Origin of the sequence: Shewanella sp. SR44-4 (assembly GCF_014163715.1) — a bacterium.
Taxonomy (GTDB): domain Bacteria; phylum Pseudomonadota; class Gammaproteobacteria; order Enterobacterales; family Shewanellaceae; genus Shewanella.
The window spans coordinates 18,605-41,762 of sequence record NZ_JACJDU010000007.1 but is presented as its reverse complement, the minus strand read 5'-3'; the positions used below and the strand labels follow the sequence as shown (position 1 = coordinate 41,762).

At 42.0% G+C, this 23,158-nt stretch carries 17 protein-coding genes, 3 tRNA genes and 1 other RNA gene; 13 read left to right on the top strand and 8 right to left on the bottom strand.

Annotated features, from left to right (window positions below):
• Positions 1 to 8: 8 nt before the first annotated feature.
• The 5 genes from H5125_RS05325 (at position 9) to H5125_RS05305 (ending at position 3,485) form a co-directional block, all read left to right on the top strand.
• Positions 9 to 782 (top strand): TSUP family transporter, encoded by a 774-nt coding sequence (locus H5125_RS05325; protein ID WP_162022710.1) that lies wholly within the window; start codon positions 9 to 11, stop codon positions 780 to 782.
• Positions 779 to 1,441 (top strand): primosomal replication protein, encoded by a 663-nt coding sequence (locus H5125_RS05320; RefSeq protein ID WP_101087800.1) that lies wholly within the window; start codon positions 779 to 781, stop codon positions 1,439 to 1,441. Before H5125_RS05325 ends, H5125_RS05320 begins: the two co-directional genes overlap by 4 nt.
• Before the next feature lie 9 nt (positions 1,442 to 1,450).
• Positions 1,451 to 2,161 (top strand): DUF2057 domain-containing protein, encoded by a 711-nt coding sequence (locus H5125_RS05315; protein ID WP_101087798.1) that lies wholly within the window; start codon positions 1,451 to 1,453, stop codon positions 2,159 to 2,161.
• A complete protein-coding gene (locus H5125_RS05310; RefSeq protein ID WP_182743726.1) occupies positions 2,161 to 3,102 on the top strand; it encodes a histone deacetylase in 942 nt (313 codons plus the stop codon). Before H5125_RS05315 ends, H5125_RS05310 begins: the two co-directional genes overlap by 1 nt.
• 80 nt (positions 3,103 to 3,182) lie before the next feature.
• Positions 3,183 to 3,485 (top strand): late competence development ComFB family protein, encoded by a 303-nt coding sequence (locus H5125_RS05305; RefSeq protein WP_101087795.1) that lies wholly within the window; start codon positions 3,183 to 3,185, stop codon positions 3,483 to 3,485.
• Positions 3,486 to 3,699: 214 nt separating this feature from the next.
• Here H5125_RS05305 and ffs read toward each other — a convergent pair.
• Positions 3,700 to 3,796, bottom strand: an RNA gene (ffs, locus tag H5125_RS05300) — signal recognition particle sRNA small type.
• A 607-nt stretch (positions 3,797 to 4,403) separates the two neighbouring features.
• Here ffs and H5125_RS05295 point away from each other — a divergent pair.
• The 8 genes from H5125_RS05295 (at position 4,404) to panP (ending at position 18,092) form a co-directional block, all read left to right on the top strand.
• A complete protein-coding gene (locus tag H5125_RS05295; protein WP_162022708.1) occupies positions 4,404 to 6,578 on the top strand; it encodes an OmcA/MtrC family decaheme c-type cytochrome in 2,175 nt (724 codons plus the stop codon).
• Between the two features lie 287 nt (positions 6,579 to 6,865).
• Complete coding sequence (locus tag H5125_RS05290) at positions 6,866 to 8,827, top strand: OmcA/MtrC family decaheme c-type cytochrome (protein WP_182743725.1); 1,962 nt, start codon at positions 6,866 to 6,868, stop codon at positions 8,825 to 8,827.
• 97 nt (positions 8,828 to 8,924) lie between these two features.
• On the top strand, positions 8,925 to 9,914 hold the full coding sequence (locus H5125_RS05285; protein ID WP_011638088.1) for a DmsE family decaheme c-type cytochrome: 990 nt from the start codon (positions 8,925 to 8,927) through the stop codon (positions 9,912 to 9,914).
• A gap of 12 nt (positions 9,915 to 9,926) precedes the next feature.
• Positions 9,927 to 12,014, top strand: a complete 2,088-nt coding sequence (locus H5125_RS05280) for an MtrB/PioB family decaheme-associated outer membrane protein (RefSeq protein ID WP_182743724.1) — start codon at positions 9,927 to 9,929, stop codon at positions 12,012 to 12,014.
• A gap of 370 nt (positions 12,015 to 12,384) precedes the next feature.
• Positions 12,385 to 13,542, top strand: coding sequence for a sugar diacid recognition domain-containing protein (locus tag H5125_RS05275; RefSeq protein ID WP_182743723.1), 1,158 nt, complete (start codon positions 12,385 to 12,387; stop codon positions 13,540 to 13,542).
• Positions 13,543 to 13,672: 130 nt separating this feature from the next.
• Positions 13,673 to 15,031, top strand: a complete 1,359-nt coding sequence (locus tag H5125_RS05270; RefSeq protein ID WP_182743722.1) for a GntP family permease — start codon at positions 13,673 to 13,675, stop codon at positions 15,029 to 15,031.
• A 20-nt stretch (positions 15,032 to 15,051) separates the two neighbouring features.
• Positions 15,052 to 16,221 (top strand): glycerate kinase, encoded by a 1,170-nt coding sequence (locus tag H5125_RS05265; protein WP_182743721.1) that lies wholly within the window; start codon positions 15,052 to 15,054, stop codon positions 16,219 to 16,221.
• Positions 16,222 to 16,451: 230 nt separating this feature from the next.
• The gene (panP, locus tag H5125_RS05260) at positions 16,452 to 18,092 is read left to right on the top strand and encodes a pyridoxal-dependent aspartate 1-decarboxylase PanP (RefSeq protein ID WP_182743720.1); all 1,641 of its coding nucleotides are present in this window, start codon (positions 16,452 to 16,454) and stop codon (positions 18,090 to 18,092) included.
• 264 nt (positions 18,093 to 18,356) lie between these two features.
• Here panP and H5125_RS05255 read toward each other — a convergent pair.
• The 7 genes from H5125_RS05255 to H5125_RS05225 form a co-directional block, all read right to left on the bottom strand.
• Positions 18,357 to 18,442: transfer RNA gene (locus H5125_RS05255), tRNA-Leu, on the bottom strand.
• A gap of 49 nt (positions 18,443 to 18,491) precedes the next feature.
• A tRNA-Cys gene (locus tag H5125_RS05250) sits at positions 18,492 to 18,565 on the bottom strand.
• A 41-nt stretch (positions 18,566 to 18,606) separates the two neighbouring features.
• Positions 18,607 to 18,682: transfer RNA gene (locus H5125_RS05245), tRNA-Gly, on the bottom strand.
• A 395-nt stretch (positions 18,683 to 19,077) separates the two neighbouring features.
• A complete protein-coding gene (gene pgsA, locus H5125_RS05240) occupies positions 19,078 to 19,626 on the bottom strand; it encodes a CDP-diacylglycerol--glycerol-3-phosphate 3-phosphatidyltransferase (RefSeq protein WP_011638096.1) in 549 nt (182 codons plus the stop codon).
• 44 nt (positions 19,627 to 19,670) lie between these two features.
• The gene (uvrC, locus tag H5125_RS05235; RefSeq protein ID WP_182743719.1) at positions 19,671 to 21,503 is read right to left on the bottom strand and encodes an excinuclease ABC subunit UvrC; all 1,833 of its coding nucleotides are present in this window, start codon (positions 21,501 to 21,503) and stop codon (positions 19,671 to 19,673) included.
• A 44-nt stretch (positions 21,504 to 21,547) separates the two neighbouring features.
• Complete coding sequence (gene uvrY, locus H5125_RS05230) at positions 21,548 to 22,192, bottom strand: UvrY/SirA/GacA family response regulator transcription factor (protein WP_011638098.1); 645 nt, start codon at positions 22,190 to 22,192, stop codon at positions 21,548 to 21,550.
• A gap of 250 nt (positions 22,193 to 22,442) precedes the next feature.
• Positions 22,443 to 22,862 (bottom strand): secondary thiamine-phosphate synthase enzyme YjbQ, encoded by a 420-nt coding sequence (locus tag H5125_RS05225; RefSeq protein ID WP_162022701.1) that lies wholly within the window; start codon positions 22,860 to 22,862, stop codon positions 22,443 to 22,445.
• Positions 22,863 to 23,158 lie beyond the last annotated feature (296 nt).

Sequence of the window (23,158 nt, the reverse complement as noted above, 5' to 3'; positions counted from 1 at the left end):
GTATTGAGTTGGATTTATTATTAGACCCTAGCCATTGGGCTATATTAGCGGTCATAGGTATATTTGCGGGTTTTATTGATGCCATAGTTGGCGGTGGTGGGCTTCTGTCTATTCCAGCATTACTCACCGTTGGTATTCCGCCACATTTAGCATTAGGAACCAATAAATTAGCCGCTTGTTTTGGTTCTCTTACTTCGAGTTACACCTTTTATAAACAGCATTTATTTAACCCTGCATTATGGAAAACGTGTTTTTTTGCCACGTTGGTTGGGTCGATTGCAGGTTGTGGTTTAGTATTTCTGATAGACCCACAATGGTTAGACAAAATATTACCACTACTCATAATTAGTATCGCTGTTTATACCTTATTTAGCCCCAAAGCGATGGGTGACAAAAATATAATGGCCCCAAAATATCGTTCACCAAAATACAAACAAATTAGCCAAGGATTTGTTTTAGGTGGATACGATGGTTTTGCAGGACCAGGTATTGGTGCTTTTTGGACGGTATCGTCTATCTCGCTGTATAAACTCCCTCTGTTGCACAGCTGTGGATTAGCGAGAGTCATGACCGCGGTGAGTAACATCACAGCACTCATTATCTTTGCATCCATGGGGCAAGTACAATGGATGCTCGGCTTGTGGATGGGGGTATGCATGATGGCAGGTTCATTTATCGGCGCCAGAAGTGCGATTCGATTTGGGATACCTTTTATTAAACCAATATTCATTATTATGGTATTGTCGATTGCAGTCCATCTTACGTGGAGTGCATGGGTATGAACACCCAACAATTGCTATCAATGTTAAAACAACAGCTCGCTAAACTTGAGCAAGACGCATTAATACACGACCAGAATTTGGCGCCTTCGCAACGACAGTCTTTACAAGAAATTGAACGATTTAACAGTCAGCTATTTGCCCAACAAGGAGCCCAACTAAGCCCTTGTATCACTCAGTTACGTCAAGATATTAAACAACTCGAAAAACAACTTTACCTTAAGTTGGGCAGTAATGTTATCCAACTCAGTTGCGATCGTATTCAAGACCGATTTAGTGCATTACGCAGAGCATTGCTAACCACTCACATCAACCTTAAATCCGAACAACAGCGCAAAGCCAGTAATCGAGCCCGATATGCAAAAAAACAACAACAAGCAATACAAGACAGCGGATTTGGTTGGATAGCCAGTAATGTGATGCAAAATAGCCATCAACTCTACGCTGAACTCAATAAACATTTAAATTGGGCAAAAAAAATAGAGCAAAAAATACAACAAATGGAAGCAACTCTTGAATTCTGTCATAGTGATGACAAAATAAAACTGCAAAATGATATTCTGTCTATGCATCGCCGTTTAGGAAAGTGCAAACAAGCAACCAGTTATATTGAAGAGCGTATTCAACTTTTTGAAAGACCTCGCCAAAGTTACCCACGTTAAGGAGCAACAATGAAATCTTTATTTACCACAAGTGCGCTTTTGGCATTTTTAACATCATCATCCGTCTTAGCAGCGAATTTAACCATTCCAATGTCTTTTGAGTACCTAGCGCTTGATGGTGCAGAAGTTGAAACCAGTATGTTCAATCATCAATCGGATTTAGCGTTAACCAATGGCACCCATAAAATTGCAGTCCGTTATCATGATGTGGTTGATGATTCCTTTAGTGACAGTCAATCTTTTGTAAAATCGACACCTTTAATTGTGACGTTAACGGTTGATGGCGATCATCAATATCTATTACAACCCGCTGACGGTGACGTTATCAAGAATCCAAAAGCATTTGCTAAAAAACCACAAATCAACATTAAACGCCAAGATAATGCAGCGGTAACTTACAGTGTAGAACAAACTAATTTTACTGAAGAGTCATTTATTACTAGCCTGTTTAACAATAAAAACCAACATGATATTGAAACCTTATCGGCTTCAGCTACAGGTAACGGCAGTCAACCAATACAAGCATTAGCAGTCAAATCAGATATTGAATCTGCTACGATGAGTGCACCAGTTATTGCAACTGTACCAGTAACGGTGCCAGCAACAACGGCGCAAAAACCGACTCCAGCACAAGCAGAACAAATGCTGCAATATTGGTGGTTACAAGCCGATGACAAAACGCGTAAAGAATTTATGGGTTGGGCAATCAAGCAACTTTAATGTCCGTGTCGATCCCTTTTGTTTACCACGCCAGCTATTCACTGCTGGCGTTACCTAGCACCCATCGTTTTCCAACCACTAAATATCACAACTTATACCAGCACGCGCTCAAACAACAATTGTTGTTTGAGCAATATCGCCATTCGCCTACGCCAATATCGAAAGATTCGCTCTATACAGTGCATTGCCCGCAGTATGTCGAGCAATTTATCAATGGCACCTTAGACCATAAAGCCCAAAGACGTATTGGTTTCCCATGGAGCACAGCGCTAGTCACCCGCACCTTACACGCCGTAAATGGTACCCGTTTATGTGCTGAATTAGCGCTTAAACATGGAATTGCAGTTCACTTAACCGGTGGTTATCATCATGCGCACTATGATTTTGGCAGTGGTTTTTGCATTTTCAATGATTTAGTTATCGCGGCGAGATCAGCCATTGACTCAGGTAAAGCGGATAAGGTACTCATTTTTGATTGTGATGTTCATCAAGGTGATGGAACCGCGACACTCACTCAAGGCAGCCCAGATATTATTAGTTGCTCGATCCACTGTGCACAGAATTTCCCGTCCAGAAAGCAACAATCTGATCACGATATCGCTCTGGAAAAAGGGTGTACCGATAAACAATATCTTGAACACATACAACAAATATTACCTTACTTGATACGCATCCATCAGCCAGATCTGATCATCTATGATGCTGGGGTCGATATTCATCAACATGATGACCTTGGATATTTCGCCATTTCGAATCAAGGTATTCTCGCTAGAGATAAACAGGTAATATCGATAGCACAAATGCATAGCATCCCACTTGCAGCAGTAATAGGGGGAGGCTATAGTCGTAATGAAGCAGAATTAACCATTCGACATAGCCAATTGTTAATTGCTGCCAATGAAATCTGGTCACCACAGTGTCAGGCAATGCAAAACCAATAACACTGCGTCACTAAATTAAACAAACATCTCGACATTGAAGCATATGTCGATAAAACAAACTGTCTCAATGGAGCGTAATAATGCAATTAGAGATCCGAAACTATTATGAAGTTCTATTAATGGAAATGCTGCGAGATGAAGGTCTAATGGAAGAGTTGCCAGAAGAATACTTAGCGGATTTATGCTGCGTCACGCTGAATCAGTTACCCGTCAGGTACATTCGCCATTTAGTTGATACGTATTTCTTCGAAAATTATCAAGAATTAAAACAGATGAAAACAGAGATAAGCGAAGCACTAGAACGTTCGAGACAATTCCTCAAAGCAAATTTGCAAAAACGCTTAAAAGAAGAAGCTGAAATCGCAGCAGAACAACAACAGTAATTTCACCGGCATTAGCTGATGCTTGCCATTAACTGATATTTTGCCGGATATTGAATGAATATATTCTAGTAAGCACTGGTTATGGTAATTCCATGAATAATTTATTCATACAATACGGCTGTTTTTTGATTGGAATTTTTTGGTTAAAATATTTTGGTTGCAATACTTTGTTGGAATTAATGCGGTGAAAATCATACGGGGAATATTGGAGGTTCCCCTAGAGCCACACCCCGGCACACGAGTCACTTGCTGCGGTTGCTCCCTTCCAGGCCTGGCCGAGTTCACAAGTTATCGTTGCGGGGGGACCCTAGGGTCACCATTGACTTCTGAACCATATAATACAAAGCTTATGTCTCAGAACGGGGCGATTATCCCCTAACCCATTGGCTGGATCAAGCCTTTATCCTAATAAGTTTTCAATCCTCTACCTAACTGCGCAATACTTAACCTTAACAGGGAATACTAGATGGGATAAGGGATGGGTTAACCGACATAAATCGATCTATTCACAAGCCAAGTATGCCAAACACACTATTTATGTTGCCCATAATACGAATTCAGACGTGAATCATTAATCTATTGAACATAAATACATAGCCAGATGAAATAGAAAAACAGTGGTGAGATAATCGTTTATGACGTCGAGCACAAGTCACTGATGCAGGTTCACATCACTTAGCGTATTCAAGAATATGCTAATAACGGTATTAACACTTTGGAACTATCCTATTTATTTCAGTAATACCGGCAAATCTTCATCAAACAACGTTACCCATAAAGGAATAGTCAGATCTCAGTCACAACTCTAGACATAATTCAATGAGTAAGTGGCCAAGGTTAGCTAACATTAGATTTGAATAAAATCCGCACACTTATAACCAGTAGTGAATGCGAGATAACAAAAAATGCAGGGAATACATGATGAAGACAATAACAGTTAGTCCCGCTGCAAAAGCGGTATTGAGTGCAGGGCTTATTGCTCTAGCGCTATCGGGTTGTGGAGGCAGTGATGGTACTAATGGCGAAGATGGGCCAGATGGTATTATTGGTGTAAACATAGATGCGACATCAACCCTAAAAGCGACCTTTACCGATGCAACCGTAGTCGATGGAAAAGTCAGTGTTGACTTTATTCTTAAAAATGCCAATGGTGTTGCGGTATTGGGACTAACAAAAGATCATGACCTTCGTTTTGGTATCGCTCAATTAACCCCGGTTACTGAAATGGTCGGTGCCGATGGCGCTAAAGTCGAAGTCGACCGTGGTTATCAATGGCAGTCTTATATCAATACAACCAAGCAACCTAATGCAAGTTGGATCCCTGCTGATGAAACAAATATTGCTCCTTCAGCACAATTTCAGGCTGACGTTGAGGCTGCTTCAAAATGTACCGATTGCTTAGTTGATAATTTAGATGGCTCATACTCATACACATTTCAAACCAATATTGCTCAAGTCATAGAGCCGTTAAGCATCACTTACCAAGCTGATGACACCCAGCGCATTACATTGGAATTAAAACAGCCGTTAATTACAGCTAATGCTCATTACGATTTTCAACCGTCTACTGGCTTAACCGAAGATATTGCATCACGCGACGTTGTCTCGATTAATGCTTGTTATACCTGCCATCAACCAGAAAGCTTAGCATTGCACGGCGGTCGTCGAATCGATCTTGAAAACTGTGCATCATGTCATACCGCAACATCTGGCGATCCTGAAACCGGTAACAGTGTTGATTTCACCTACATGATCCATGCCATCCATAAAGGCCAAGACCGCGTAACCAGCACTGTTGATGGCGATGTAGCCGCACCTTATAAAGTGATTGGCTATGGTGGTGGAGTACATAATTACGGTAACGTGATGTATCCGCAAAAACCTGCTGCCGATTGTAGTGCATGTCACGTCGAGGGCACAAACGCTCCCAAAGATGCCGCGCTGTTTAATGCCAATAAAAGTGATACCGCTTGTATTGCGTGTCACACAGAGTTAGCGTCTCAACAACATGTTGGTGTCGGCACAAATTGTACGTCATGCCATGTTGAAGAAGGCTATGGTCGCAGTGCAAAAGAAGCGCATGGCGATGTGATGAAAGCCTATAACGAAACCCAAGCGATGAACGCCGTATTCAGCGACGTAATAGTTACTGCTGATGGGAAATTCAGTACTACGATTAAATTTACTGATGCTTCAGCTAATGTTATTGCAGCAGAATTTATCGACCAAGGTAGCCGTATCGTTATGGCATGGGACAGCGACAAAAACTACCCAACGTATCAAGATGCCAGTTACAGTAATCGTCGTCTTAAATTAAGTGAAGGTACCGCCAACGCAGATAATAGCTGGACCTTAGTTTGGGATAAGATCACCTTACCAACAGATTATGTGGGTAAAACATTTGAACTATGGTCAGCAGTCACAGCCTGTTTTAATCATGGTGGCTACGGCAGACCGGAAGTTAAACTAACGGCTTGTAGTACTGATGATGTCCAGAAAGTGGAAATTAAAAGTAGTCCATACCATTTTGTTATGGCTGCAAGTGCAATAGACACTAGCCAAACCACTGCTACACGTAGAAACATTATCAACACAGAAAGCTGTCAAGGTTGCCATAACCAAGAAGTGTATCACTATGACAATGGTGTCAATTGCCAAACCTGTCATACCGCTGATAAGACACTTAAAAATGACGATACTTACCCTGGTGGCAAAAAATCGACTAGCTTTGCCTTTAAAGCACACAGCGCTGAAGGTCATTACCTCAAATATGCCGGTGTTGAATCTGGAACCGTGTTGAAAACCGATTGTAAAACCTGTCATACCGCTGATGGGATCCAACTTGGTAGAGCCACTGACAGAGTATGGCGTTATGGCGATATCGATACTGGAGCCGATGTATGGATGTCATCAGATACTGGAGCATGTTTAAGCTGTCATCAAAAGTATCGTACTGATGCCACCGTGTCGCATATTGAATCTAATGGCGGTATTGTTGATGGGATCAGTGAGGACGATGCTCGTAATCGTGCATCAGAAATATGTTCTACCTGTCATACCGTAGACCGCGTCACTAAAACACATGGTTTTTAAACAGTAAAAAGAAACAACCTTGGCGTTTTATCCATCAAAGACCTTAGTTTATAACTAAGGTCTTTTTGTTATCCGAACAATCCTCCCCCGTTAAACTGCGCATTTTACATACCTCTTTATTAATAGGCTGATCATCATCACACAATTACGTTCGTTTTAAAGACGAGTTGCTGTTTGTAACGTAATCTTAGTGTTGGGAAAATTAATTCCAACATCAACTTAACTGAATAAGATAATTGCAGAACATACTGCCAGTGAGTTAGATGGATGACCTTTGCAGGGAAAATATGATGAATAAAAAATACACAAAAATGGCATTGTTACTTGCTATGTCAGCATCAATGACACTGGTCGGTTGTGGCGGAGGCGATGATGGTGAAGCTGGTAATCCAGGAAACCCTGGTGGCGAGCCTGCTGAAGCAATTAAAACGCTAAACTTAGATATCACTAAAGTCACTTATCAAGATAGCAAACCGACTATTGAAGTATTTGCGACCAATGAAAAAGATCTCCCTGTAGCGGGTCTTAAAGACTTTGAAATTAAAAAAGTCGTCCAACTCATTCCAGCTGGCGCAAGTGGTGCAGGTAATTCAGCCCAATGGCAATTTATTGGTTCCGAAAAAGCCTTTACCGACCATGGTAACGGTAATTACAGTTTTACCGTCAATGTTGAAGGCTTTAACCCAGAGCTAACCCAACGTTATAATGTGATTGCAAGTGCATCAACCTTGCAAGACGGCGTTACCGGAGTGCCGCGTACTGAAATTACCAAAGATTTTGACGGCGAAGGATTTGAAGCTAAATACACTAAAAACATCGTCAGTGGCGCTACTTGTAATACCTGCCATGCAAAGGGTGAAAGTATTTATCATAGCTACACTGATTTAGAAACCTGTACATCTTGCCATACCAACGAAATGGCCATTGAAAAAGACAAGGTTCAAGTTGAGTTCAGTCACTTAATTCATAATGTTCATAACAATGCCAAAATGTATGGCCGCAACTTGGACAAGAGTGCAGAAGCAGCGCATGCGATAGTGCAAGATAATTGCACCACTTGTCATGTTGATTCTGAACAACTGAGCGAATCGAACAACTGGTCTCGAATTCCAACCATGGAAGCCTGTTCAAGTTGCCATACCGATATTGACTTTAAAACGGGTCAAGGTCATCCGCAACAAGTGGATAATTCAAATTGTATAGCTTGTCATAATGCAAGTTGGACAGAAGAATTACACACAACTTCGTATACTCAGAAAAAAGCATTTATCGATTTATACGGCATGACAGCAACACTAACGGCTAATAAATCAAGCACCGAAGACAAGTCAGCTACCCTATCGGTAACGATTTTAGATGCTAATGGTACGGCCATTGATGCTGCAAGCTTAGTCAGCAAAATTCAACGAATTGAAACCATCACTAACGTCGGACCTAACTTTCCAATTATGGGATATAACCCTAGCCCAGGAAGCGGTTTAGCCAAAATCAGTAAAGACTTTATCAAAGCGGGTCTGTTACAAGCCGATGTAGTCATTGAATCAGGTAACTTAGTCTATAACATTGCATCACTGCCATTTGGCGCAGGCGACACAGATACCGCCTTTAGTTTTATTGGTCTTGAAATGTGTAACGATGGTATTCAAGCCATTGATTGTGCCGACGGCGTAGCAACTACCAGTATGAAAGCCGAGCTCACAGTAGGCACTTTCTCTGGTAATGCGCCTAGCTATCGTCACACTGACTCGGTCAATTTTGGTTCATGTGATAATTGCCATGGAGATACTTTTGAGTTACATAAAGGCCACCATGCTGGTTTTGTGATGTCAGAACAGTTAGCCCGTGAACTTAATGGCGAAGTCACCATAGGTTTGGATGGTTGTGTGGCTTGTCATACGCCAGATGGCACTTATGCTTCTGGTGCTAATCAAGGTGCCATTGAAATGAAATTGCACAGTGTTCATGGTGAGCAAGGCATTATCAAAGACTGTACTCAGTGTCACAACGACTTTAATCTTGATGCATTCAAAGTTAAAGGTGCACTTGCTACGTCGCAAGGCCTTTATACAACACCTATCACTGCAACGTGCGCATCTTGTCATGGCTTTGACACGATTTCGCAGCATGCACAAAGTCAAGGTGCGGTTGTTAATGGTAGCTATCAAGAAGCCAATGATGCTGCGCAGTTAGAAACCTGTTTCTTCTGCCATGCACCCACCATTGAAAACCACACACAAGTGAAGCTTTAATTTGTCCATTGAGAGAGAAGCCCTGCTTCTCTCTCATGCTATGGCTTACGTAATCAACTTGTTGATCATCAAAATGGACAAATTAGGAAGTCTACTTATGAAGACCACACATTCAATAAATACCTTATTTTTAGCCCTGCTCTGCCTTACTGCATCGACGCTGTTTATGTCGAGTCATGTACAGGCGGCAAAGTGGGATGCCAGCATGACACCGGCAGAAGTTGAAGCAACACTCGATAAAAAATTCGCCGAAGGAAAATACTCACCAAAGGGTGCCGACACTTGTTTGATGTGTCATAAAAAATCAGAAAAGGTCATGGATTTATTCAAAGGTGCTCATGGCGCAATTGATTCATCAAAAAGTCCAATGGCTGGATTACAGTGCGAAGCGTGTCACGGCCCACTAGGTTCACATAATCGTGGTGGTAAAGAGCCAATGATTACCTTTGGCCCAACTTCAACACTCGCTGCAGACAAGCAAAACAGTGTGTGCATGAGCTGTCATCTCGACGACAAACGCGTGGCATGGGACAGTAGTCATCACGCCAATGCCGATGTGGCATGTGCATCTTGTCATAGCATACATGCTGAACATGACCCAGTACTGTCAAAACAAACAGAAGTCGAAGTATGTACCACTTGTCACACCAGACAAAAAGCTGACATGAACAAGCGCACCAGTCATCCAATGAAATGGAATCAAATGACCTGTAGCGACTGTCATAATCCACATGGCAGTTTGAGCGATTCAGATCTTGTTCAGCCAACAGTCAATGAAACGTGTTATTCATGTCACGCTGAGAAACGCGGCCCAAAGCTGTGGGAGCATGCACCCGTAACCGAAAATTGCGTCAATTGCCATAATCCACACGGTTCTGTGAACGATGCAATGCTCAAAACTCGTGCGCCACAACTGTGTCAGCAATGTCATGCGAGTGACAATCACACCAGCAACGCTTATCTAGGTAACACTGATATGGGTTCAACAGTAAATGGTAATGCCTTTACTGGTGGTCGCAGCTGCTTAAATTGTCATAGTCAGGTGCATGGTTCAAACCATCCGTCTGGTAAGTTACTGCAGCGCTAAGGAGATTATATTATGAATACCAAATTGAACCTCATTACCTTAGCGTTACTCACTAGTACCAGCTTTAGCCTGATGGCTGATGGTTATGGCCTAGCCAATGCTAAAACCGACAATATTAAATATGATGCTTGGAATTGTAAGGCTTGTGCTGTCGAAACTGGTACCACTGGAAATGTCGGTGTCGGTATTGGTTACAACAGCGAAGACGATATTAACTCAGCTAACGCCTTTAATAGCAGTAATCAAACTGCTGGCAAAATTGATGCCGATATAAAGTATCGCGGTGACAATGGCTACCAAGCAAAAGTCGTCGCAAATAACATGGGCATGGACAATGGCCGTATGGAAATAGATGTCGGTAAACTTGGATTGTATCGCCTCAATCTAGGTTATCGCTCCATCGCTACGTATCAAAGCAATAATGCCTTAAGTCCTTACCAGAATATCGGCAGCGATAATCTTACTTTAGCGGATAATTGGGTAACGGCAGGTTCAAGCTCAGACATGCCAATGCTTTATAGCAGTTTAACCCCATTTGAATTGTCGCTTAAACGTGAACGTGCCGGTCTAGGATTTGAATATCAAACAGAATCACTGTTCACAACCTACGTTAATTTTCAGCGTGAAGAGAAAACCGGAACCAAAGTTGCCTCTGGCAGTTTTTTCAACCAGTCAATGATGTTAGCGGAGCCGGTTGATTACACCACCGACATCTTAAACGCTGGGATTAAACTCCGTGGTGATCACTGGTTTACCAGCATAAACTACAATGGTTCAGTGTTTAGCAATAACCACCAGCAGCTTGGTTTTGACAGCGCCTTTAACCCTACGTTTGGGGCACAAAGTCGTGGTTATATGGCGCTAGACCCAGATAACGAGGCCCATACTATTTCGTTAATGGGCCAATATAACGATTCCATTACCAGCTTAAGTGGCCGTTTACTCATGGGCCAAATGACCCAAGATCAGCAATTAACTAGCATAGGTTATGGCTATTCATTACCGGCAGATTCTATTGATGCAAAAGTTGATATCACCGGCATGACACTTAAAGCGGTGACTAAGCTCAGCCGAGCATGGCGTCTCACTGGCAGTTATGATTATAACGACAGAGAAAACAACACCCAAATCGAACAATGGACTCAAATTAGCATTAACGATGTTACCGGCAAAGTGCGGTATAACACGCCATACGATCTCACTACCCATAGCGCTAAATTATCCACTGACTATCGTATCAACCATGGTTTAAAACTCGATGCGGGTTATGATTTCAAACGAGATGAACGCAGTAATCAAGGCAGAGAAACCACTGACGATAATAACGTCTGGGCACGTTTACGCGTCAATAGTTTTGACATGTGGGATATGTGGCTTAAAGGTAGTTTGAGCAAGAGAGATGGTTCAGAATATAAAGCATCAGAATCGTCATCTGCAGAACAAAATCCGTTGCTACGTCGATACTATTTGGCCGACCGTGACCGCACTCAAATAGAGGCGCGTGTTAATCATAGCCCTATTGATAACTTGAACGTCGATTTTGGGGTTCGCTATGCATATGATGACTATACAAATACACAAATAGGTTTAACTGAATCAAAAGACACAAACTACGATATTAATTTGAGCTACATGATTAATGACGATATGAATGTTAATACATTTTATAACCATCAAATCATCAAATCTGCTCAATCTGGCAGCGCCAATTTAAGTATAGCGACTTGGCAAGCCGATATTGAAGACACTGTCGATGTTGTTGGTGCAGGCTTAAGCTACAACAATTTAATGGACAGTCGTTTACGCTTAGGCTTAGATTATACCTACTCAGACTCAGACAGTACTACCCAAGTAAGACAGGGAATTAGTGGCGATTACGGTGACTATTTTGCAAAAGTACATAACATTAATGTGTACGCACAATATCAAGCCACCGAAAAAATGGCCTTGCGTATAGACTACAAAATGGAAAAATACCTTGATAATGATGACGCCAATGATATTGAGCCAGATACCATTTGGAATGTCATGAGTTTAGGTAATTTACAGCATGACTACACTGCACACATGATCATGCTCAACGTGAGTTATAGTCTGTAAGTGATATCACGGTAATATAACCAAGTCGATCACATTAAAAATGACGCCAACCTTATCTAGGTTGGCGTTTTTATATCATTTGATTTAATGACCTTTAGACACAAAAACGGTCGCTAGCATCCTATTGTATAAAAAACTTGCAATTACACCAGATTTAACATTATATTAACAAGGTGAATAGCTTGTGATTGAAGTTTGGGCAAATGGATGTGCCCCCCATTTTATGTTGCTCATCTTTCCTCCCCTATTGCTTGTTAAAGACCATTGCTTGTTTTTTAAATTTCCAATGCATTTAAGCACCAACCTCCTCCCAATACTTAGCGAACATCAGGTATCATTCAGTACCGATATTGATTGCCCAGAGAAATTCATGTTTCAAATTGATACACTAATTGCCACTAAAATTGTCGACCGAACCATGAAAATTATTGGTCATAATATCAATGTTATGAATGCTCAAGCAGTGATATTAGGTTCAGGCGATATCGATCGGATTGGCACTGTACATGAGGGGGCACTATTAGCTATCAGCCAAAATCGCAATGTTGAAATAAGCCAAGCCATCGCTTCAAACTTACATGGCGTCAAACCTGGGCTAAATTTGCCATTGCATTACCAAGGTCAAGTGGTTGGCGTTATCGGTATCACTGGCGAGCCAGACACATTAAGCCACTATGGTGAACTGCTTAAGATGACAGCAGAGATGATTGTCGAGCAAGCAAATTTGCAAGAGCAATTAGAGTGGAAGAATCGTCAAAAAGAGGAGTTTATTTCGCAACTCATTCATGCCAATGAGCAAGACTTGCCTTCTTTACAACAATGGGCATTGCAATTAGGTGTCGATTTAAGCGTACCGCGAGTGGCCGCCATTATCGAACTTGATAACAAAAACCCATTATATCAACAAGACAATCAAGCATTAAAACAAGTACTGTATTTATTACAAAATCCTGTACGCGATAACTTAATTGCGATGACATCACTCACTCAATTAGTTATTTTAAAGCCGGCTTTTTTAGATGGTAAGCAATTTGACCCTGAGCTTGAAAACCAACGCATCAACAAATTACTCAAACGCTTACCCGCCAATATGCAACTTAGCCTGCATATTTCATTGGGGCATTATTTCAGTGGTGAATTAGGCATTAGTTACTCCTATCGCACCGCCAAAGAAACGTTAGATATTGGAAAAAGATTACATCCAACAAAAACCAAATATTTATACCAAGACTACAGCTTACAAGTACTGTTATCAGGGTTACGGCACCACTGGCGAGGTAATGCGCTTGCTGGGCCTTACATGAAACTCATTGCAGTTGACAATAACCAACAATTGCAAAAAACACTTGCCGCTTATCTAGAACACATGGGAGACATCCAAGCCTGTGCTAACAGTTTGTTTATCCATCGAAACACACTGCGTTACCGATTAGATAAAATTCAAACTATCACCAATATTGATTTACACAGTTTTAATGGATTACTGAGTTTATATTTAGGTCAGTTAATCCACCAACCTAGCACTTAATTGTGCGTCAGCACAAAAATAGTATTAACTCGTAGATTTATTAGTGCAAGCGCACAAAGCAATTTATAGGTAATGGTTTACTATGATGAATACTAAACCACCCCCTACAATAATAAATAACGAGTACTCTATGGGACTAATATTGATCTTAATCGGCGTGATAGCCTTTATCGTCATCGCCACCTCTAAATTTAAACTGCACCCTTTTTTAACCCTCATTTTAGCCTCATTTCTCACCGCATTTGCCTATGGTTTACCCAGCAATGAAATTGCCAAAACCATCACTGGCGGTTTCGGTGGTATTTTAGGTTACATCGGCTTAGTCATTGTGCTCGGTACGATTATTGGCACCATTCTCGAAAAAAGTGGTGCAGCCATAACTATGGCAGATGTGGTCATTAAACTGTTTGGCCAACGATTCCCAACGTTAACTATGTCAATGATTGGCTACTTAGTGTCGATCCCTGTTTTTTGTGATTCAGGTTTTGTGATTTTAAATTCATTAAAACAGTCAATGGCAAACCGGATGAAAGTGTCTCAAGTTGCCATGAGCGTTGCGCTGGCAACAGGGTTATACGCTACTCATACCTTTGTGCCGCCAACCCCAGGTCCTATAGCTGCAGCGGGTAATCTTGGTCTTGAATCACAACTTGGACTCGTGATAGCTGTCGGTGTGTTTGTTGCTGCCATTGCCGCTTTTGCCGGTATGTTGTGGGCCAATCGTTTTGCCAATGAGCAGCCAGACGGCGAAGGCGCCGAAGAACTGAATCTGCAGCAAGAAGATTTTGATGATCTAAAGAAAACCTATGGCGAATTACCTAGCCCTACCAAAGCATTTGCGCCTATTTTTGTACCTATCATTTTAATCTGCTTAGGCTCGGTGGCTAACTTCCCTTCAAAACCATTAGGTGAACAAGGCTTATTCGATTTATTAGTGTTCTTGGGCCAACCTGTTAACGCCTTAATGATCGGCCTATTTCTGTCGTTATCGCTGTTAAAAAGCAACCAAAAAATCAAAGAGTTTAGCGATCGTATCAGCCAAGGTTTAGTGGTATCAGCGCCAATTTTATTGATCACCGGTGCTGGCGGTGCATTTGGCGCGGTATTAAAAGCCACTGAGATTGGTGCATTTCTGGGTAGCAGCTTGTCCGCTTTAGGTGTGGGTATTTTTATGCCGTTTATCGTGGCCGCGGCACTCAAATCAGCACAAGGTTCATCTACGGTGGCATTAGTCGCTACCTCAGCATTAGTGGCACCATTACTAGGCGATATTGGTTTAGCCTCAGAAATGGGCCGAGTGTTAACCGTAATGGCAATTGGTGCGGGTGCGATGACCGTCTCACATGCAAACGATAGCTTCTTCTGGGTGGTGACTCAATTTAGCCGCATGAGTGTCAAACAAGCGTATCGGGCCCAAACAATGGCCACCTTAATCCAGGGAATCACGGCGATGATTACCGTTTATCTACTAAGCTTATTTTTACTGTAAATTATTAATCAGAGTCTTATATGAAAATTGTTATTGCACCCGATTCATTTAAAGAAAGCCTAAGCGCCCTAGAAGTGGCTAATGCCATTGAGAATGGATTTAAACAGGTATTCCCAAACGCGCAATATTGTAAGGTGCCAATGGCCGACGGCGGTGAAGGTACAGTACAAGCTATGGTCGATGCCACCCAAGGACAGATTATTAATCTCACTGTCACAGGGCCTTTAGGTTTACCTGTTAACGCATTTTATGGCGTGCTAGGACAACTTGATGAGGATGGAAACCAAACTGCAATAATCGAAATGGCTGCCGCATCAGGTTTACATCTGGTGCCATCCACTCAACGTAATCCATTATTAACCACCAGTTTTGGTACTGGTGAGTTGATTGCCGACGCATTAGACAGAGGCATAAGACACATCATTTTAGGCCTAGGTGGCAGTGCAACTAACGATGCAGGCGCAGGCATGATGCAGGCCTTAGGAGTCCAACTCAGTGATATAAGCAATACTCCATTACCTTTTGGTGGAGCTGCCCTCGCCGAATTACATTACATCGACATACAATCATGCCATCCAGCCATTAAGGAGTGCGTAATTGAAGTTGCGTGCGATGTCGATAATCCATTATGCGGGCCACGAGGCGCCAGTGCTATTTTTGGTCCACAAAAAGGGGCTACAACCGAGATGGTTGAGCAACTTGACCTCGCTTTGGGGCATTTTGCTCATATCATTAACCAACACCTTAACCAGTCAATTGATGGACACTGGCAATTACACCCTGGTGCTGGGGCTGCTGGCGGTATGGGATTTGGCGTAATGACAATGTTAAATGCAACCTTAAAACCTGGGGTCGATATTGTCACTAAAAGCGTTAAGTTGGCACAACATTGTCTCAATGCTGATCTGGTTATTACCGGTGAAGGTCGAATAGACGGTCAAACCGTGTTTGGTAAAACCCCTATGGGAGTATTGAATGTCGCCAAACAACTTAATATTCCGGTTATCGGTATTTCAGGATGCCTTGGTGAGAATGCAGATGCTATTCTAGCCGAAGGCATGCATGCTATTTTCCCTATCATTCCTGCGTTGCAGCCCTTAGAGCAAGTATTGTCTGAAGCCCAGGTTAATCTAACCAATACCGCGCGCAACATTGCGGCAATGATGTCACTTTCATTTGCAGACAAGTAATCTAATCCAGCACAAATGCCTTACCGCATTTGTGCTGGATTATTCATATCAACATCATTCATATTCTGAATTAACGCAGCTAATCCGCAGTAATAACACGATAAATACTTGAAGCGAAACCAGCCATACAGTAAAGTTAGCACCCTCATTTCATCCTGAAGGTGTAGCGTTAATCGTAAAGCACCCGTCAATGCTATCAGGATGAAGTTTTCATCATTACGGCAAGCAAAATGACCTCGAAAATCACCCGTCAAGCAAACGCTTCAGAAGACAGCTTACTGCGAATTTTTACCGCCCCTGAAGATTCAACCTCGACGTTGAGCATTATTGAGCAAAAGCTATCTCAAGACCTCGCAGGTTTTTTAGGTAACAGCATCGCCGCACTGGAAAAACCGCTGTCAGAAATAGAAACTGACTTTAGCGCCTATCAGATTCCGACCGATCCCAAGTTCGTTTCTGATTATGCCGACGAAATCATGCAAAACCTAGTCGCTCATTCAGTCCATACTTCAGCACCCAGCTTTATTGGACACATGACTTCGGCATTGCCTTATTTCGTGTTACCACTGTCAAAAATGATGGTGGGTCTAAATCAAAATTTAGTCAAAATTGAAACATCGAAAGCCTTTACCCCATTAGAGCGCCAAGTGTTAGGCATGATGCATCATTTGGTGTATCAGCAATCTGATAATTTCTATCACCAATGGATGCACAGTGCTAACCATTCACTTGGGGCATTTTGCTCAGGCGGCACCGTTGCCAATATCACCGCACTGTGGATTGCTCGAAACCGGCTGTTACAACCACGCGACGATTTTAAAGGCGTCAGCCGCGAAGGAATGACGAAAGCATTGCGTTTTTATGGCTATGATGACCTTGCTATTTTAGTGTCCGATCGCGGTCATTACTCTTTGGGCAAAACCGCCGACTTGTTGGGTATTGGCCGAGATAACATCATTAGCATCCCAACAGATGAGCATCATAAAGTCGATGTTGCTGCCATGCGTGATGCAGCAGAAAAGCTGGCACAACAAAATATAAAAGTCATGGCCATTGTTGGTATCGCGGGTACAACTGAAACAGGCAATGTGGATCCCTTAACTGAATTAGCAGTGTTAGCCAGCGAGCTAAATTGTCATTTCCATGTAGATGCGGCATGGGGCGGCGCAAGTTTATTGTCCAAAAAATATAGCCATTTACTAAAAGGCATCGAGTTAGCTGACTCCGTTACTATCGATGCCCATAAGCAAATGTATGTTCCAATGGGCGCCGGTATGGTGCTATTTAAAGACCCTGAACTGGCGCAAGCCATAGTGCATCATGCTGAATATATTCTCCGGGTAGGTTCAAAAGACCTAGGCAGTCAAACGCTGGAAGGTTCGCGACCTGGAATGGCAATGCTCGTGCATGCTTGTCTTCAAATTATTGGCCGTGATGGCTATGAAATCCTCATTAATAACAGCCTAGAAAAAGCCCGTTATTTTGCCTCAATCATCGACCAAAACCCTGATTTTGAGTTAGTCACTGAGCCTGAGTTATGTTTGCTGACCTATCGTTATGTACCAAAAACGGTGCAAGCCATACTTACTACAGCTCTAGCCAACCAAGATAGCGTTTTAGTTGCATCAATCAATGAACTACTCGATGGACTGACGCAATTTATTCAAAAGCATCAACGCGAACAAGGCAAATCGTTTGTGTCACGCACACGTATTAAGCCAGCAAAATACTTACGCCAACAAACGACTGTATTTCGCGTGGTACTCGCCAACCCGTTGACCAGTCATCAAATATTGCATGATGTGCTCACAGAACAAGTCGAAATTGCAGCTTTAGACAGCGAATATTTACCGCAGCTGTTGGCGTTGTAGAGCACAGACTCATCAATAACTTCGATGTTTATAGCTTGTTAGCTACCTTCTCGTCATCCCGGCAGTGTTTTTAAGCCGGGATCCAGGTGTTTTCTTTGTACTTTTGTACTCATGGCCGTAGGCCATATCCACAAAAATGCCACGTCTGATGTTCAACAACAGCGTCAGGGATTTCATCTTTATTCTTTATCATTAAATTTCAGATATAAAAAAGCCCCAACTAATGTTGAGGCTTTTTTACACCATACTTACGTATGTAAATAATGGTACCCGAGGCCGGACTTGAACCGGCACGCTTATTCAGCGAGGGATTTTAAATCCCTTGTGTCTACCGATTCCACCACTCGGGCAAAGTGTTGTTTTAACCGTTACTTAACGTAACCATTAAACGCAATTTTGTGGAGGCGCGACCCGGAGTCGAACCGAGATAGACGGATTTGCAATCCGTAGCATAGCCATTCTGCCATCGCGCCATCTTTAACCAAATTCGAATCCATCGGATAAGATAAGAAATTGGAGCGACATATCGGGTTCGAACCGATGACCTATACCTTGGCAAGGTATCGCTCTACCAACTGAGCTAATGTCGCTTATTCAATCGTTTCAACGCTTTATTAAATCTGCGAGAAAGGTATCGTCTTTCAACCTATCCAACTGAGCTAATGTCGCTTATTCAATCGTTTCAACGCTTTATTAAATCTGCGAGAAAGGTATCGTCTTTCAACCTATCCAACTGAGCTAATGTCGCGTATTCAATCATTTTAATGCTTTATTATATCAGCAAGAAAGGTATCGTCTTTCAACCTATCAAACTAAACTAATGTCGCATTAATTGTGTTGGTTAACATAAAACCCTAAGGCTTGTTGTTGACTCATCACTTGTCTACGGGGAGGCATTCTACCGAATTAACCTCGTGTGTCAATTATTGATTTACGCAATTTTGACTGTTTGCGCACTAAATAATCTTATTGAACTATTATTACGCTATTCTGCCGTTAAATCTTTCCAAGCTGCTGAAATGTAACTCATCATCGACCAGAACGTCAGTGCAGCTGCAATATAAAACAAGCCGTAAGCGACATCAGTTAGCCAAGGTGTGGGTTTCCAAATCAATCCAATAATCGCGATCATTTGCGTGGCAGTTTTATATTTACCAATCCAAGACACGGCAACTACGCCACGTTTGCCTATTTCGGCCATCCATTCACGCAAGGCTGAAATAACAATTTCGCGACCAATCATAAATAACGCTGCTAAGGTTAAGTACACATTGTCATTTTGTTGAACCAACAGCACTAATGCAGTCGACACCATGACTTTATCTGCAACTGGATCCAAAAAAGCGCCAAATCGGGTTAGTTGACCAAGTTTACGCGCAGCATAACCGTCTAACCAATCGGTCAAAGCTGCCAACCAAAAAATAAATGCCGAAACAAATGGTGCCCATGGATATGGTAAATAAAATACCGCTATAAATACGGGTAACAAAGCAATACGGAATAATGTCAGTGCAATAGGTAAGTTAAACGGCATAAAAAGACCAATTTGTCAGAAGCAGCGCCAATCTTGCCTTAATTTTAGCCCCCTCGCAATGCATCATGAATTGTTTGTGCCATTTCTAAGCTAATTCCGGGTACTTTTGTCAATTCAGCCACGCTAGCGCCCTTCACTTCTTGAATTCCGCCTAAATGTTGCAACAAAGCTTTACGCCTTTTAGGGCCCACACCTACGATGGATTCTAAGGTAGAAGTATTGCGAGTTTTCTGACGTTTATTACGGTGTCCGGTAATCGCAAAGCGATGTGACTCATCGCGAATGTGCAACATTAAGTGAAATGCAGGCGAATCACTGGGAATATCGAAAGCTTGTTCACTGCCACCAACAATAAAGGTTTCAAGGCCTGCTTTGCGACCCTCACCTTTAGTCACGCAAATGAGTAATGGTGGATTATCAATATTGACACACTTTTCATCGACAATCGTTTGCGCCACTCTTAACTGGCCAATACCACCATCAATGAAGACTAAATCAGGCACTTTGCCATTGTTGTCGATTTTATCAAATCGACGGCTTATTGCCTGTTCCATCGCGGCATAATCATCACCACCGGTAATACCGGTAATATTGTAACGGCGATAATCGGCTTTATGCGGCCCTTCTCGATTAAACACCACACACGATGCCACAGTGCTTTCGCCCATAGTGTGACTGATATCAAAACATTCCATCCGCTTAATCGGTTCATTAAGTTCAAGTGCTTCTTCAAGTAATTGAAAACGTTGTTCAACAGTATTCTTATGTGACAGTCTGGTCGCGACGGCATTACTGGCGTTAGTCATGGCAAGACGTAAAAAATTAGCTCTGTCGCCTCTTACTTGCGTTTTTAACTCAAACTTTTTATCTAATGCGTGTTCTATCGACGCTTCTAATTCTTTTATACCGTCAAAGTGATGGCTGAGAATGACTTCTTTTGGAATGGTGCGCTGAATATCGGCATTAAGGTAAAACTGGCCCAAGAATGATGACAACACTTCTTCAATTTCAGTTTCTGCGGGTACTGAAGGATAATAGCTGCGACTACCAAAAATTTTACCATCGCGAATAAACAATAGATGAAAACAGGCAATACCAGAGGCGTAATCGACGCCGATGACATCCATATCGCCTTTATGATTTGACACTTCTTGCTGTTCTGCCACGCGCCTTAATGCGGTAATTTGGTCACGATACTGTGCCGCACGCTCGTATTCCATATCAATTGCAGCGGTCTCCATTTTGGCCACCAGCTGTGATATGACTTGTTTGTCTTTGCCGCGTAAAAATAAACCGGCTAATTTGACCTGTTCGCTGTATTCCTCATCACTGACAATCCCCACACAAGGCGCACTACAACGATCTAATTGATACTGTAAACAAGGCCGAGATCTGGATTTATAATATAAGTCATCGCATTGGCGGATTGGAAACAGCTTTTGCATTAAATGCAAACTCTCACGGACTGCACCACCATTAGGGTATGGGCCAAAATAATGACCTTTTTCACGTTTTGGACCACGATGATAAGCAAGTCGAGGGTGCTTATGGCCGCTCAACAGAATATACGGATAAGATTTATCATCACGCAGCAGCACGTTGTATTTGGGCATGTACTGTTTGATGTAATCGTTTTCGAGCAATAGCGCATCTGTTTCGCTGTGCGTAACGGTCACGTCAATATGATCGATATGCGAAACCAGCGCCTGAGTTTTAACATTGGCGATATTGACTCTAAAATACGAGCTTAAGCGTTTTTTGAGATCTTTGGCTTTACCAACATAAATAACCTGTTGGTGTTTATCGTACATTCGATAAACACCAGGCGCTGAGGTGACATGTTTTAAAAAAGATTTGGCGTTAAAACCACTTGGCATGATTAAAGCTACTTAATGCGTTGCGAGGAATACATTATTCCTGACTAGAATGAACCTGTATCGAGCATTTTGTAACGGATAGCTAAACGGGTCAACTCAACGTCACCGCCGATCCCCAGTTTGGCAAATAGTCGATAACGATAGCTATTGACAGTTTTAGGGCTTAAATTTAATTTTTCAGAAATATCATTAACCTTTTCACCATTGGTTATCATCATCATAATTTGCAATTCTCGCTCAGACAAACTGCTAAATGGATTCTCGTCAGAGTGGTTGAATTGGCTTAGTGCCATTTGCTGGGCAATTTCTGGTGACAGATAACGTTGACCACGAGCCACTTGAGTAATGGCACGCAATACTTCTGGCGATGTGGAACCTTTAGTCAAGTAGCCAGAAGCACCAGCCTGCATCACTTTGGTCGGAAAAGGGTCTTCTGTTTGTACGGTTAACACAATAATTTTAGCGTCTGGCTGATAGCGTAAAATCTTACGGGTGGCTTCTAATCCCCCCATACCAGGCATATTCATGTCCATTAAAATGACATCCGCTTCATTTTGTCGAGACCACTGTACGGCTGTTTCTCCATCAGGTGCTTCACCGATGACTTTAATACCGCGTTCATCTTCCAAAATGCGACGAATACCCGTTCTCACGAGTTCATGGTCGTCAACCAAATATACAGATATCACGTAAACCCACCTATTATTATGCGTAATTCATTTTTGAATTTTAGGGCCGTTTTTATATATAAAACATTTATATGTAAAATCTTATCGTAAAAAAACACCAGTAACATTGCATATTTTACACATCTCATTTATCTGCTTGAATTTAGCATCTTTACATTTACTGACACAAGCAAAGTCAATTATTAACGTGAGAAATGAATGTAAAATAGGCAATTTTGTTACCTTAGTATTGCAATTTAACCTTTTTAAATCATTCACCCTGCAAGGTGATAATAATTGTGCGCGCCGAAGCATGGTCCCGATGCTCACATAAATATAAACCTTGCCAAATACCCAAGTTCAAACGCCCATGGGTAATCGGAATTGACTGACTAGAACCAATCAGGGTCGACTTGATATGCGCAGGCATATCATCGGCACCTTCATAAGTATGCTGGAAGTATGGCGCACCTTCTGGTGCGAGTACATTAAAATGCCGTTCCAAATCGCCACGAACAGTAGGATCAGCATTTTCGTTTATCGCCAGCGATGCTGAAGTATGCTGAATAAACACATGCAATAAGCCAACATTGATACCTCCTAGCTCTGGCAGCCGTGCTATCACTTCATCAGTAATTAAATGAAATCCTCGTCTTTTAGAGTTAAGTGTCATCTCTCGTTGTAACCACATCAAATAAATCCCTCTTCAAGCGACTCGCACAGATGAATAAACCATTAAGCAACAACATGCAGAACGAAATACAAAGCATACATCAGAGCAGTGTTAAGACTGAAAAAAATGAGGCTATTGTCACACAATTTACTCACTATTTACCGAACAATTAACCGATTAATATCAATTTCACTGTTCATAGAGTAGTTACATCCTTAGCAATATAAGAACATCTAAAAGAATATCCGAAAGAACATCATTAGATTTAACAATTATTACTTTACAAACAATAATATAGGGGAATTTATTTTTGT